Annotated in this window: 14 protein-coding genes; 4 read left to right on the top strand and 10 right to left on the bottom strand. The window is 72.8% G+C overall.

Features of this window, described 5'->3' with window-relative positions; translation table 11 throughout:
* The first annotated feature begins 4 nt into the window (after positions 1-4).
* Positions 5-403: a hypothetical protein gene (locus ACZ4MF_RS02700; RefSeq protein WP_467489468.1), complete on the top strand. Its 399-nt coding sequence runs from the start codon at positions 5-7 to the stop codon at positions 401-403.
* Between the two features lie 27 nt (positions 404-430).
* Here the strand turns inward: ACZ4MF_RS02700 and ACZ4MF_RS02695 are convergent, their stop codons facing one another.
* From ACZ4MF_RS02695 to ACZ4MF_RS02675, 5 genes are all read right to left on the bottom strand, one after another.
* Entirely contained in the window at positions 431-607 is a 177-nt protein-coding gene (locus ACZ4MF_RS02695; RefSeq protein ID WP_356021240.1) for a hypothetical protein, read from the bottom strand.
* A 191-nt stretch (positions 608-798) separates the two neighbouring features.
* Positions 799-1,446 carry a DUF899 domain-containing protein gene (locus ACZ4MF_RS02690; protein WP_467489114.1) on the bottom strand — a complete coding sequence of 216 codons (648 nt, stop codon included), beginning with the start codon at positions 1,444-1,446 and terminating at the stop codon, positions 799-801.
* Positions 1,447-1,614: 168 nt separating this feature from the next.
* On the bottom strand, positions 1,615-3,498 hold the full coding sequence (locus ACZ4MF_RS02685; RefSeq protein ID WP_467489112.1) for an FUSC family protein: 1,884 nt from the start codon (positions 3,496-3,498) through the stop codon (positions 1,615-1,617).
* A gap of 242 nt (positions 3,499-3,740) precedes the next feature.
* Positions 3,741-4,589, bottom strand: a complete 849-nt coding sequence (locus ACZ4MF_RS02680) for a nucleotidyltransferase domain-containing protein (RefSeq protein ID WP_467489466.1) — start codon at positions 4,587-4,589, stop codon at positions 3,741-3,743.
* A 52-nt stretch (positions 4,590-4,641) separates the two neighbouring features.
* Entirely contained in the window at positions 4,642-4,875 is a 234-nt protein-coding gene (locus ACZ4MF_RS02675; protein ID WP_467489110.1) for a hypothetical protein, read from the bottom strand.
* Positions 4,876-5,182: 307 nt separating this feature from the next.
* Between ACZ4MF_RS02675 and ACZ4MF_RS02670 the strand changes: the two genes are divergently transcribed.
* Positions 5,183-6,106 (top strand): GNAT family N-acetyltransferase, encoded by a 924-nt coding sequence (locus tag ACZ4MF_RS02670; protein WP_467489108.1) that lies wholly within the window; start codon positions 5,183-5,185, stop codon positions 6,104-6,106.
* Between the two features lie 3 nt (positions 6,107-6,109).
* On the opposite strand, the gene ACZ4MF_RS02665 is transcribed toward ACZ4MF_RS02670, so the two are convergent.
* Entirely contained in the window at positions 6,110-6,838 is a 729-nt protein-coding gene (locus ACZ4MF_RS02665) for an aspartate/glutamate racemase family protein (protein ID WP_467489106.1), read from the bottom strand.
* Positions 6,839-6,843: 5 nt separating this feature from the next.
* On the bottom strand, positions 6,844-8,304 hold the full coding sequence (locus tag ACZ4MF_RS02660) for an NCS1 family nucleobase:cation symporter-1 (RefSeq protein WP_467489104.1): 1,461 nt from the start codon (positions 8,302-8,304) through the stop codon (positions 6,844-6,846).
* Between the two features lie 147 nt (positions 8,305-8,451).
* Between ACZ4MF_RS02660 and ACZ4MF_RS02655 the strand changes: the two genes are divergently transcribed.
* On the top strand, positions 8,452-9,126 hold the full coding sequence (locus ACZ4MF_RS02655; RefSeq protein ID WP_467489102.1) for a GntR family transcriptional regulator: 675 nt from the start codon (positions 8,452-8,454) through the stop codon (positions 9,124-9,126).
* Positions 9,127-9,143: 17 nt separating this feature from the next.
* Here the strand turns inward: ACZ4MF_RS02655 and ACZ4MF_RS02650 are convergent, their stop codons facing one another.
* Positions 9,144-9,839, bottom strand: a complete 696-nt coding sequence (locus ACZ4MF_RS02650) for a uracil-DNA glycosylase (protein ID WP_467489100.1) — start codon at positions 9,837-9,839, stop codon at positions 9,144-9,146.
* A gap of 151 nt (positions 9,840-9,990) precedes the next feature.
* Between ACZ4MF_RS02650 and ACZ4MF_RS02645 the strand changes: the two genes are divergently transcribed.
* Positions 9,991-10,851 carry an RNA-binding S4 domain-containing protein gene (locus ACZ4MF_RS02645; RefSeq protein ID WP_467489098.1) on the top strand — a complete coding sequence of 287 codons (861 nt, stop codon included), beginning with the start codon at positions 9,991-9,993 and terminating at the stop codon, positions 10,849-10,851.
* 49 nt (positions 10,852-10,900) lie between these two features.
* Here the strand turns inward: ACZ4MF_RS02645 and ACZ4MF_RS02640 are convergent, their stop codons facing one another.
* Together ACZ4MF_RS02640 and ACZ4MF_RS02635 are read right to left on the bottom strand one after the other, a co-directional pair.
* Positions 10,901-11,350, bottom strand: a complete 450-nt coding sequence (locus ACZ4MF_RS02640; RefSeq protein ID WP_467489096.1) for a DoxX family protein — start codon at positions 11,348-11,350, stop codon at positions 10,901-10,903.
* A 150-nt stretch (positions 11,351-11,500) separates the two neighbouring features.
* Complete coding sequence (locus ACZ4MF_RS02635) at positions 11,501-12,184, bottom strand: class I SAM-dependent methyltransferase (protein ID WP_467489094.1); 684 nt, start codon at positions 12,182-12,184, stop codon at positions 11,501-11,503.
* Between the last annotated feature and the right edge of the window lie 87 nt (positions 12,185-12,271).

Raw genomic sequence — 12,271 nt, 5'->3', positions numbered from 1 at the left:
CGCGATCGGTCTCGACACGCTCGTACGGCTGCAACGCCGGCGGCCCGTCCCGGCCGCACCCCGTCGGCTGTTGCTGCCCGAGGGCATGACGGCCCCGCTGGGCTGTGACGCCGTGGCCGTGCCGGACCGCCTGGGCCCGCTGGTCGTACCGCGGCTGCCCCGGCTGGGCTGTGTGTACACCGACGGCGCGCAGTGGTGGTGGATCGTTCCGTCGGACTCCGACTACGCCCTGCCCTGGCCGGCTCCGGCCCGGTACGCCTCCGGCGCGCTGATCACCGGACCCGCGCGGCTCGTCCACCGCCCCGAGGGCACGGTCCCGTACACCCCGCCGATCCCGCTGTACCTGGCCCTGTGCCGGGTGCTCGGCACGGCCCCGGACTGGTCGCGGGCGGTCTCGGCGTAAGCCCCCTGCGCCCGAACCTCGGGGCGGTCACTCCGAGCCGTCGCCGCCGCGCACGATCACCAGGAACGTGTCCGTCGCGAGGTCCATGACGACCTCGGCGGGCAGGCCTTCCATACGCCGCGCGTACGCGAACTCCTCCGCGGGCCAGGATCCCCGCGGACCACCGGCGGGAAAGCGCTCGAGCACCGTTCGCCCGTTCACCATCGCGCACCTCCAGAAAGCGTCACTCTTGGAGGAGTTAACGCCCTGGGGACGGCGAACGCTTCGCTCAGTGATGGCACTGAGACATTACCTACACTCGTTCGGCGCGAATCAGAAAAATCCGTTCACGTTACGGCATGAAGCGCACACGCTGCGTAGGTGAACCGCACGCTTCGCGTCGGTAGTCGTACTCGTCAGTCGTACTCGTCGTGCAGCCGGAGCCGGTCGCTGCCGGCGGGGCTGCGGCCCAGCGCGGTGAGATCGAGCAGGCCGGCGATGGTGCAGGCGCCGTCCAGCCCGTCGTCGAAGGCCGAGTAGGTGTGGAAGACCCGGTCGTGGTCGCGCAGGAAACAGCTGATGCCCGCGCGCTCGACCGGGCCCCGGTCCGACTCCACGGTGGCCTCGAAGTCGCGGTTGAAGTCGCCGTTGGACGCCGCGTACGAGTACCAGGGCACCGCCCAGCCCATCCGTGCCTTGAACGGCAGGATGCGGGTGAACGGGGCCCGGGAGACGGACGCGAACGCGGTGTTCCGGGCGCGCAGATGGGCGAGGTGGCCGAGCTGGTCCAGGAAGGCCGAGCAGCACGGGCAGCCGGTCCGCCACTCCGGGGCGAACATGAAGTGGTGCACGATGAGCTGGGACCTGCCCTCGAAGAGGTCGAGGAGCGTGGCCTTGCCGTCACCGCCCTCGAAGACGTACTCCGTGTCGACCTCGACCATGGGCAGCCGCCGCCGCTGCGCGACGAGTGCCTCGCGCGCCCGTCGGACCGCCTCCTCATTGCGCAGCAACTCCTCGCGCGCCGCGCGCCACCGCTCGCGCGAGACGATCTCCGGAAGCGACATGGGCCCTCCTGTCCGACGGTCGGTTCGGGGTGGTGACCGTCGCCGGGAGCGGAACTCATCGCTGTCCGCGAAGAATTTTCCGGCACCTTCGGCGGCACGCCGAGGCAGCAGTGGACGCCACGTCCGATCACGTCGGGCAGGTGTCGGCCGACGCATGCCGGCGTACGGCTATGCGGCGGCGGGCAGCGGCACCTCGATCCCCTGGAGTTCCAACTCACCCAGGGCGTCCCGTAGTTGCCTGACATGCCGGGGAGTGAGGCGGCCGGTGTCGTCGAGGTGTACGGCGCAGGCTGTGGTTGTGTCGACAAGTCGCTCCAGGACGTCCGCGACGGCCTCGGTGCCCGCGGAGTGCCGGGCCAGTGCGGGCAGTTCGGCGGCGGCGAGCGCGATGGCGGTGCGGGCCTCGGCGAGGGTGCGGTAGGCCTCCCGGCGCAGCGCCCAGCGCTCGGCGCGGGCGTCGAAGGACTCGTCGGCAGCGCGGGTGGCGGGCTCGCCGAGGTCGCCGGACTCGCCGAGGACATGCACGAGGTAGGCGTGCGCGGCGCTCCCGGCCGCCGCGAGCCGGGCCCGCACCCCGCCGCCCCGCTCCCCCGGCATCGGCAGGTGCCCGACGACGAGCACGAGCGCGCAGGCGAGCAGCGTCTCGCCGATCCGGCCGGCGGAGGCCTGCGGTTCGCCGCCGACCATGACGAGGGCGAGGACGAGGACGGTGACGACGGCGGTCAGCGCGGCGAAGTGCCGGGTGGCGACCGGGACGAGCGCCCCGCAGACCGCGACCAGCGCGATCAGCCCCGCAGGGCGCGGCAGCAGCACGGCGAACCCGGCGAACACCAGGGCGCCCAGCACGGTCCCTGCGGCCCGGCACAGCACCCGGGAGGCGAGCGGCCCGAGGTCGGGCTTGACGAGGAAGACGGCGGTGGCGGGCAGCCAGTACCAGTGCTGGTGCTGGCCGTACCAGCGGGTGTGGTGCAGCGCCTGGGCGATGGCGGCGCTGGCCCCGAAGCAGAGGGCGACGCGCAGCCCGTACTCGCGCCCGCCGGTGCCGAACGCGGCGCGCAGGGCGTCCCGGCGGCCGCGCCGCCGGGCGGGCAGCCGCTGGTGCGGGCCCTCGGCCCGGTCGAAGGCCTCGGCGGCGCGCAGCAGGGCGTCGTCCAGGGCGCGCAGGGCGGGTACGGACCGGCTGGGGGCGGGCAGCGGGCCGGTGCCGGTATTGCCGCGGACCGCGGCGGCGAGCCTGCGTGGCCCCTCCGCGGCCCGCGCGGAGACCGGCTCCCCTGCCCAGAACAGGGCGGTGGCGGCCTCGGCGAGGGGCAGCGCGGCCACGTACTGGGCGTGCAGCCGGCGCTCGGCGGCGGAGCTCGCGTAGCGGCGCAACCGGGGTCCGGCGAGGGCGTCCTGCGCATGGTCGAGCGCGGCCGTCAGCGCGGCCCGGCGGGCGGTGGCGAGGTCACCGCCCACGGCGTCGAGCAGATCGGCGACGGCGCCGTACACGTCGGCGACCGCCTCCCGCTCCCCGTCGAACCGGAAGTCCCCGGCGAGCGAACCGGGCGTGGGCAGCGCGAGCCGCAGCAGGATCAGCCAGCCGGCCCCGGCGAGGAAGGCGAGCGCCCGCTGCCAGCCGCTCGCGGCCGCGGGCATCCCGGCGCCGAGCGCGGCTCCGACGAGCAACTGCGTCCCGGCGGCGGAGGCGACGGGCCCGACGGCACTGATGCCGCCGGCGACCAGCCCCAGCAGGGTGAGCACCAGGGTGAGCGGTACGGCGGACAGCCCCTGCCCGGAGTACGTCCCCGCGAGCAGCCCCAGCGCACCGGCCAGCGCGGGCATCCCGAGCCGCCTGACGGAGGCGCGCCGGCTGCCGGGGCGGTCGTTGATGCCGGCGAGCATCGCGGCGATGGCGGCGAGGACACCGCTGGGCAGCCGGTCGGCCAGCAGCCCGGCGAGCAGCAGCGGCCCGGCCGCGAGCGCACCCCGGGTCACCGCGCTCCAGGGCACGGGACCGCGCTGGGCGCGCAGGGCGTGGGCGAGCCAGAGGGGTGCGGCGGGCCGGGACACGGGGCTCCTGTTCGTCCGAGGGCGGGGTGGCGTGGGCCGGGTCGGGGTGGGGTGCCTTCGGACGACGGTGGCCGGCGGACCGTGCTTCCACGGTAGGGCGGGTTCGCCGGGCGAGCGGGGCGATCACGTTTCGGGAAGGTGAAAGTGCCCGGGACGCCCGGTTTCTTTATGAACGCAACGTCCCGACTGCCCCGACTGCCCCGACTGCCCCGACTGCCCCGATGAAACGGTTCCGGCCGCCGTTACGGCCGGGCTTCCGCCAGAATTTCTCCGGCATGGACGACGGCGTGGACGAGGGCCTCGGGCTCGGGGCGCAACGCGCCCACCACGGCGTCGATCCCGCGCAGCCCGGCCCGCTCCAGCAGCCGCTTCTCGTTGGTCACCCACTCCCCGCGTGCCGCGAGCACGCCGTGCGCGGCCTGCGCGGCGGCCGTGGCGAGGGCCCCGGCGGTCTCGGTGAGGCGGCCGTGCGGGGCGTGGTTGGTCCCGGCGTAGTCGAGGGTGGCGCGGGCCGTGCCGTGCCAGCGCTCGGCGGCGCTCACGCGCAGCTTGTCCGGATAGCCCGCCGGGCGCGGCAGTTGACCGCGCAGCACCTGGTTGACGGCCAGTTCCGCCACGAGCAGGTAGGTGGGGATGCCGGCGAGATGGAAGAGCAGCGGTTCCACCCGGAACCGGCCCTCCGCCGCCTCGGCCAGCTCGTGCTCGACCACGTCGAGGTCCCGGTAGTGCACGTCGACCCGGCGCCCGTCGACCTGCAGCCAGGCCCCGCCGTTGAACACGCCGCCGCCCCAGCCGCCGACCTCGGACACCTCCCCCTCCCAGCCGACGGCCCGCAGGTCGTCGAGGTCGAAGGAGCCGCGGTAGTAGACCGCCATGTCCCAGTCGCTGTCGGGGCGGTGGACGCCCTGTGCGCGGGAGCCGCCGAGGGCGACCGCCCGGACGGTGGGAAGGGCGGCGAGACGGTCGGCGGTGGCGGCGAGGAACTCGCGATCGGAGCGCTCGGGATCGGGGAACTCACGGTCCGGGAACTCACGGTCCGGGAACTCACGGTCTGCGGGCTCGGCATGGGAAGAACTGGGCATGCCTTTCAGCCTGCCGCAGCCATCCCGAAGTCCGCACCCGTTGTCCGACACGAGGGTATGGTCACCGCAAACCCACGAGGGCGGCGAGACCCTGTCCCCAGGCACCGGCGGGGCCCGGCGCGCTCAGGGGTGCCCAGAACGCCGCCACCAGAAGCACGACGCCTCCGAAGAGGGACCACGCGCACCCAGCGCCTCCGACGCCGGACTCGGAGTCCCGATTGAGCATGTTGACCGACGCGGTGAAGGCCCACATCGTGGTGAGCCCGCGCAACACCGTGCCCAGGAGAACCATCACGACAATGACCTGCCACCGGCCGTCCTCTCCGGACCGCTCCACATCACTCACCGTTCGGCTATGTGCCAGCCCGCTCCTCTGCCGCGACAAGGGCCCCACACCAGCTCAACCCCCCTGCTGTCAACGGGCGTTGTGTACATGATGTGACCTGCTGAAGTCTCGTCCGACGGTGGATCGCCCGCCGCAGGCGGGCCGGCTGGACGTGTTCGCGGATCCCTCACCGCTGTACGAGCCGGGAAACCGGGATGCGTCGGTGCCGTCGGACGCGGATGATCGGGAGGCGTCGACCGCCACCCCAGGAGCCGCCATGATCCGCCGAGTGAACGCACCCGGCCTCTTCCCGCCGCCCACCTATGCGCACGCCTCGGTGGTGGAGACGGGCACCAGGCTCGCCTTCCTCGCCGGCTCGGTGCCGCTCGACGAGAAGGGGGAGATCGTCGGCCCGGGCGACCCCGTACTGCAGGCCGAGCGGGTGCTCGCCAATCTGCGAGCGCAACTGCGCGCCGTCGGCAGCGACTTGGAGCACGTGATCGCGACCGACGTGTACGTCGTCAGCGGCGATACGGCCGACCTGTCGGCGGTGTGGGACGTGGTGGAGGCCTCGGGGCTGAGCACGGGGCCGCACTCCTCGACGCTGCTCGGTGTCACCTGTCTCGGATACCCCGGGCAACTGGTGGAGATCACGGCCACGGCCGTGGTGCCCACGAAGACGGACGAGCAGGTCGTCGCGAGCGCCGTGCCGACCAGGACCGACGAACCGGATGTGGCGGGTGTGGCGGATGTCGTGCTCCGGCGGGCCGTCCCGGCGGACGCCCGGGCCGTCGCCGACGTCTGGCTGCGCTCCTTCACCGCCGCGCTGCCCACCGTCGTCCGGCCGCGCTCCGACGACGACGTCCGGGACTACTTCGAGAACGTCGTCGTACCGGCGCGGGAGACCTGGTTGGCGGAGGCGGCCGGCGGCGGGGTCGTCGGGGTGATGGTCCTGCACGAGCAGGAGCTGTCCCAGCTGTACCTGGACCCCGCGTGGCGGGGCCGGGGCCTCGGTGACCGGTTCGTCGCGCTGGCCAAGGGGCGCAGCCCGGGCGGGCTGACCCTGTGGACCTTCCAGGTCAACAAGCCCGCCCACCGTTTCTACGAGCGGCACGGCTTCACGGCCGTCGAGTTCACCGACGGGAGCGGGAACGAGGAGCGGGAGCCGGATGTGCGGTACGTCTGGCACCCCCAGGACTGACCCCTATTGATCGGTGCGGGGCCGCCCCCACCTCCGCTCCTTCGGCAGCGGCTTCTCGTAGCTGCCCGCCCGGCTGGTCGTCAGGCCGAGGGCCACCAGGGACTCGGCCAGCCGGACCGCCGCGGCCACGCCGTCGACCACCGGCAGCCCCAGCTTCTCGCCCACCGTCCGCTGCAGGCCCGTCATCCCGGCGCAGCCCAGCACCAGGACCTCGGCGCCGGCGTCCCGGGCCCGCTCGGCCGCGGACAGGAACGCGGACTCGGTGCGGCCGGGGTCCTCGGCGAGGTCGAGGACCCCGAGGCCGGTGCCGACGACGGCGGCGCAGTTGCGGGCCACGCCGGCGGTCTCCAGGCTGTCCTCGATCTGGCCGCGGGAGCGGTCGAGGGTGGTGACGACGCCGTAGCGGCGGCCGAGCAGACAGGCCAGATGGGCGGCGGCCTCGGTGATGTCCACGACCGGGACGTCCACCAACTCCCGTACGCCTTCCCGGCCGTGCTCGCCGAAGCCGGCCAGGACGACGGCGTCGTACGCGGGACCGTCGTAGGTGCGCAGGGTGTCGAGGACGGCCGCCGCCGAGAGGTAGCTGTCGAGCCAGCCCTCGGCGGACGCGGGGCCCCAGGCCGGGGTCAGACCGGTGACGGCGGTGCCCGGGCCGGCGGCGGCCCGGGCACCTCGCACGATCTCCTCGGTCATCTCCTGCGTGGTGTTGCAGTTGGTGACGATGATCCGCACGCTCGTCAGACCTCCTCCGTCGTACGGACCGCGCGGTCACGCCGGTTGAGCAGCGCGTAGAGACCGGCGCCGAGCGCGGTGCCGATGAACCAGGAGTACGGCGCCACGTCGCTGAAGCTCTTCACCAGCGCCAGCACGGCCGCGACCGCCGCGGAGGGCAGGAACGCCCACAGCGCCCGGGGGTTGACGCCCTTGCGGTAGTGGTACGGGCTGCCCGGCCGGGCGTCGAACAGCGCGTCGACGTCGATCTTCTCGCGCTTGACCCAGTAGTAGTCGATCATGATCACGCCGAACAGCGGTCCGAGGAAGGCGCCGAGGCCGCCGAGGAAGTAGTTGACGACCGTCGGGTTGGAGAAGAGGTTCCAGGGGGTGACGACCAGCGCGGCCACCGTGCTGATCATGCCGCCGACCTTGAAGGTGATCTTCTGCGGCCAGACGTTGGCGAGGTCGTACGCCGGGGAGACGAAGTTGGCGACGATGTTGACGCCCATGGTCGCCACCGCGAAGGCGAACGCGGCCACGACCAGCACCCAGGTGTTGCCCACCTTGGCGACCAGTTCCGCCGGGTCGGTGATGGCCTGCCCGAACGCCTTCAGCGAACCGGCCGTGACGATCACCGAGACGACGACGAAGGCGGTGGAATTGACGGGCAGGCCCCAGAAGTTGCCGCGCCGGACGGTCCTGTTGTCGGGTGCGAAGCGGGAGAAGTCGCAGAAGTTGAGCATCAGCGTGCCGTAGGTGGCGAGGATCAGGCCGATCGCGCCGAACCACTGCCGCCACTGTTCGCCCGTGGACACCGGGTGCGGGGTGGAGGTGAGCGAGATGCTCCAGCCGGCCTTGGCCAGGACCCAGACCGCGAGTGCGATCATCACGAGCCAGATCACCGGGCCGCAGAAGTCCTGGAACTTGCGCACCGCCTCCATGCCCTGGCTGATGATCACCCACTGGAGCAGCCAGAGCGAGACGAAGGAGATCCAGCCCAGCGCGTCCAGGCCGAGGAAGGAGTGGTGGGTGAGGGACGCCAAGCCCGGCCAGGCGGCGAGCAGCATCACGTTGACGGCGACGGAGGCCAGATAGGTCTGGATGCCGTACCACATGATGGCGATCACGGCTCTGATCAGCGCCGGGATGTTGGCACCCCAGATGCCGAAGCTGATGCGGCTGACCACGGGGAACGGCACGCCGTGACGCTGGCCGATCTGCCCCATGCGGTTCATGCCGATGTAGATGAGCACGAAGCCGGCGAGCAGGGCCGTGAAGACCTGCCAGACGTTCATGCCGAGGACCAGCAGGCCTGCGGCGAAGGTGTAGTTGCCGAGGTTGTGGACGTCCGACATCCACATGGCGAACAGGTCGAAGACCTTCCAGTTCCGCTGCTTCGCGGGGGCGAGGTCCTCGTTGACGAGGCGCGGGTCGGGGACGAACGCGGTGGCGCCGGTGGCTTCGGCGCGATCGGCGAGGGACACGGGGCCTCCAGGGGCAAGGGGGAGACGGAGGGCGGCAGCCGTTTGGTATACCAAACTCCTGTCATGGTCCCGCCGTCAACCGTTCGGACCGATGTCGTTGCCGTTACGGCCCCGTAAAAGCGCCGCCGGGTCGGCGAAGATGGGCTCATGACCCCCACGACGGCCTCTACGACGAAGACCGAACCCCTCGGCGCGGTGCGCGAACGCGTGCTGGCGAGCCTGCGGGAGGACATCATCGCCGGGCGCCTGGCACCCGGTGACCGGCTCGTCGAACGGGAGCTGGCCGAGCGGTTCGGCGTCTCGCGGGTGCCGGTGCGCGAGGCGATCCGCGCACTGGTCGCCGAGGGTTTCGTCCTGTTCGAGTCGGCCCGGCGCACGGTCGTACGGCGGCTGACCCCGACCGACGTCCGGGAACTCTTCGAACTGCGCGAGGCGTTGGAGGTGTACGCGGCGGGGCTGGCGGCGAGCCGGGTGACGCCGCAGGCCCTGGCGGAGCTGCGCGCACTGCTGGACCAGGCGGCGCGGGCGACGAACGAGGGGGACGCCGAGGCGATCACGGACATCAACACCCGCTTCCACGACCGCATCCGCGCTTTGGCCGGCAACAGCCTGCTGATCTCGGTCATGGAGCCGGTCGACGGCCGCCTGCGCTGGCTTACCCGCCAGAACGAGGAATGGCCCCAACTACTCGGCGAACACCGCGAGTTGTACGACGCCATCGCCTCCGGCGACCCGGACCGCGCCCGCGCCCACGCGCTGGACCATGTCCGCGCCAACTACCGCTCGACGGTCCGGCACCTCTTCGGGGACGACGCCGTCTGACCGAGGTGCGTTACCGGTCACGGCAGTCCCGCCGTCCGCGCCGCCATGCGCAGCACCTCGCGCAGCATCTCGGGGGTGAGCCTGCCGGTGAAGGTGTTGCGCTGGCTGACGTGGAAACAGCCGAAGAGGTCGAGGCCGTCGAGCGCGACCCGGGTGCCGTGGGCGAAGGCCGGGCGCGGCCGGGGTACGGCCCAGCCCGCCCCGGCGAACGCGGGCAGCGCGGCCTGCCAGCCGAAGGCACCGAGGACGACCGCGGCCCTGAGCGTCGGGCGCAGCAGCTTCAGCTCCTGGACCAGCCAGGGGCGGCAGGTGTCGCGCTCGCCGGGCGTCGGCCTGTTGGCGGGCGGCGCGCAGTGCACGGGCGCGGTGACGCGGACGCCGTACAGCTCCAGTCCGTCGTCGACGCTGACCGAGGTGGGCTGCGAGGCGAGCCCCACGTCGTACAGCGCCTGGTAGAGCACGTCCCCGGAGCGGTCGCCGGTGAACATGCGGCCGGTGCGGTTGCCGCCGTGCGCGGCGGGGGCGAGACCGATGATCACCAGCCGGGCGTCGGCCGGGCCGAAGCCGGGCACCGGTCGCCCCCAGTACGTCCAGTCGGCGAACGCGGCCCGCTTCGTCCGGGCCACCTCCTCGCGCCACTCCACCAGCCGGGGGCAGGCCCGGCAGTCCGCGACGCGCCGGTCGAGCCTGGCGAGGGCAGCGCAGTCGTCCATACCGTCACCGTATGCCCCGGGGTTCGAGGCCGTCACCGGCGGTCCGTCCTACCGGGCGGCGCTCGACGCGCTTGCGCGTCTCCTCTCGCTGTGGAGCGCGCCCCGGAAAAACACGGCCGGCTCGGTCCGCCCAGGGAGTTAAGGTCGGGACATGGCTTCCGAGGATGCGGACGACAGCGTGAACCGTGAGACCGCCGGACCGGGCGGAACGAGCCCCGCCCCGAACACCTCCGGCTCCGGAACACCGGCCGCCCACCCCCTGGATCCCGAGATCACCGCCGCGGTGGCCGCCGCCGAGGCCGCGGGGCCGTCGACCGGCGAATCGGTCCGGATCGACAGCTGGATCTGGGCCGTACGCCTGATCAAGACGCGCTCCCTCGGCGCGACCGCCTGCCGGGGCGGCCACGTGCACGTGAACGGCGAGCGGGTGAAGCCCGCCTACTCCCTGCACGTCGGCGACGAGGTGCGTCTGCGGCACGAGGGCCGGGAACGAGTCGTGATCGTCAAGCGCCTGATCCGCAAGCGGGTCGGCGCCCCCGTGGCCGTCCAGTGCTACGTCGACAACTCACCGCCGCCCCCGCCCCGCGATGTCATGGCCCCGGCCGGCCTCCGCGACCGGGGCACCGGCCGTCCCACCAAGCGAGACCGCCGCGAGATGGAACGCCTCCGCGGCCTCGGCGGCCTGCCCGGCGCCCCGAGCGGCCTCGCGGGACCAAGAGGCTTCTCCGGCCCTGGAAGCTTCGGCGGCCTCGGCGGCTTCGCGAGGCCTGATGGCTTCGCCGGACCTGGTGGTCCGGGCGACCCGGGCGACCCGGGTGGCGCCGGTGAGCGCGGTGGACGGGGTAGCCGTGGTGGCTCCGGTGCTGCGGGCGGGCGGGGCACGTCCGGGGGAGCCGGTGGCCGTGCGGGCCGAGGTGGCGGATCGGGCAGGCCCGGCGGAACCGGTGGGCGGGATCAGGCCGGTGGCTCCGGTGGGCGTGGTGGATCGGGTGGGCGCTCTCGGGGTCGGTGATCCGCCGCCCGTCTCTCCTCCCGTCTCTCCTCTCGGCTCGTCTCCCTGCTCACCCCCGCCGAACCAACCCCAGCAACGCACGGTTGGACCCACGGCGCGCCCAGGCGATCATGATCAGCGGCACCATCAGGATCAGCGGGGTCGCCGCGTTCTGGCCGTGGAAGGCGGTGAGCTGGACGATGAACGCGCCCACCATCAGCGCGCTGAGGGCGATCGCAGCCACGGACTGGAGCAGCGGTATCAACAGGGCGACGGCTCCGGCGAGTTCGAGCGCGCCGATGGTGTACATGGCCCCGCTGCCCCAGCCGATCCTGTCGAAGGACTCGACGGCGGAGGGGTGTGCGATGAGCTTGGGCAGGGCACTCGCGATGCCGTAGAACAGGGCGAGCAACACCTGCACCGAGCGCAGCGCGACCCCGGCCCATCGGGCCCGGCCGGTGTGCGTGCCGACGGGGGACGCGGACGTCGTGGCGCTGGTGGAAGCGGCAGTCTGGGACATGAGGGTCTCCTGGGTGAAGCGGTACTGTGTGCTTTCACCGAGGTAGACCCGACGAGTCCCGGGAACTCATCGCTCATCACCTCCACCCTTCCGCCTTTCCGCCCACCGCCGACGCCGGCACCGGCGTCGGTGCCAACACCGGCACGTTCGCTACGGCTTCGATACGGCCCGCACCCACGTCCGGTCCGGTGTCAGGTACGTGTCCACCCCCAGTCCCGCCTCCGCCAGTGCCGACTCGAACGCCTGCTTCGTCAGGGGCCGGGCCAGGAAGGTCTGGGTCCAGGCCGCGTCCGGGAACGTGTACTCGGCCCGGACCGAGTTCACCCCGTCTCCGACGGGCTCCACCGAGGCGATCCGTATCGTGAAGCCACTCGGGTCGACCCGCTCCCTCGGCACGTTCGTGTGGTAGTCCTCGCCCTCCCGTTGAATGAGCACCCAGCCGCCCTTCGCCACATGCCGGGCACAGGTGCGCAGCAGGCCGCGGCGGACCTCCTCGTCGCCGGCGTGCACGAGGCACGACGCCAGCATCACCACGTCGAACCGCTCACCGCCCAGGTCCAGTTCCTCGATCGGAGCGCACACCGTGCGTGCCCCTCGGACGCGGGCCAGCATGTCGGCGGACTCGTCCACCGCCGTGACCGTGAAGCCCCGTTCGAGCAGGGGGTGGGTCATCCGGCCCACTCCGCTGCCCAGTTCCAGGATGTGTGCCCCCGCCGGCACCGCCGCGGCGATGATGTCCGGCGCGTCGCCCGCCGGCAGCCGCTCGTACAGCTCGACCGCGCAGCCGTCCGGGGTGATGGCTCCGGGTCCCGTGCCCTCGTGTCCCTCACGCATTTCGACCGTCATGCCCGAACAACGGCCGGTCCCCGCAAGCCCGTTCCCCTTCCTCGCCAGTTCACCCGTTCGAGTTACCCCGCGCCC

The sequence above is a fragment of the Streptomyces sp. NPDC025793 genome (assembly GCF_055558375.1).
This window is presented reverse-complemented; position numbering and strand designations above follow the sequence as displayed.

Coding starts and splice junctions, on each gene's coding strand:
- ACZ4MF_RS02695 (WP_356021240.1), bottom strand. CDS start 607: ATGGTGAACGGGCGAACGGTGCTCGAGCGCTTTCCCGCCGGTGGTCCG.
- ACZ4MF_RS02690 (WP_467489114.1), bottom strand. CDS start 1,446: ATGTCGCTTCCGGAGATCGTCTCGCGCGAGCGGTGGCGCGCGGCGCGC.
- ACZ4MF_RS02670 (WP_467489108.1), top strand. CDS start 5,183: ATGATCCGCCGAGTGAACGCACCCGGCCTCTTCCCGCCGCCCACCTAT.
- ACZ4MF_RS02655 (WP_467489102.1), top strand. CDS start 8,452: ATGACCCCCACGACGGCCTCTACGACGAAGACCGAACCCCTCGGCGCG.
- ACZ4MF_RS02650 (WP_467489100.1), bottom strand. CDS start 9,839: ATGGACGACTGCGCTGCCCTCGCCAGGCTCGACCGGCGCGTCGCGGAC.
- ACZ4MF_RS02645 (WP_467489098.1), top strand. CDS start 9,991: ATGGCTTCCGAGGATGCGGACGACAGCGTGAACCGTGAGACCGCCGGA.
- ACZ4MF_RS02640 (WP_467489096.1), bottom strand. CDS start 11,350: ATGTCCCAGACTGCCGCTTCCACCAGCGCCACGACGTCCGCGTCCCCC.
- ACZ4MF_RS02635 (WP_467489094.1), bottom strand. CDS start 12,184: ATGCGTGAGGGACACGAGGGCACGGGACCCGGAGCCATCACCCCGGAC.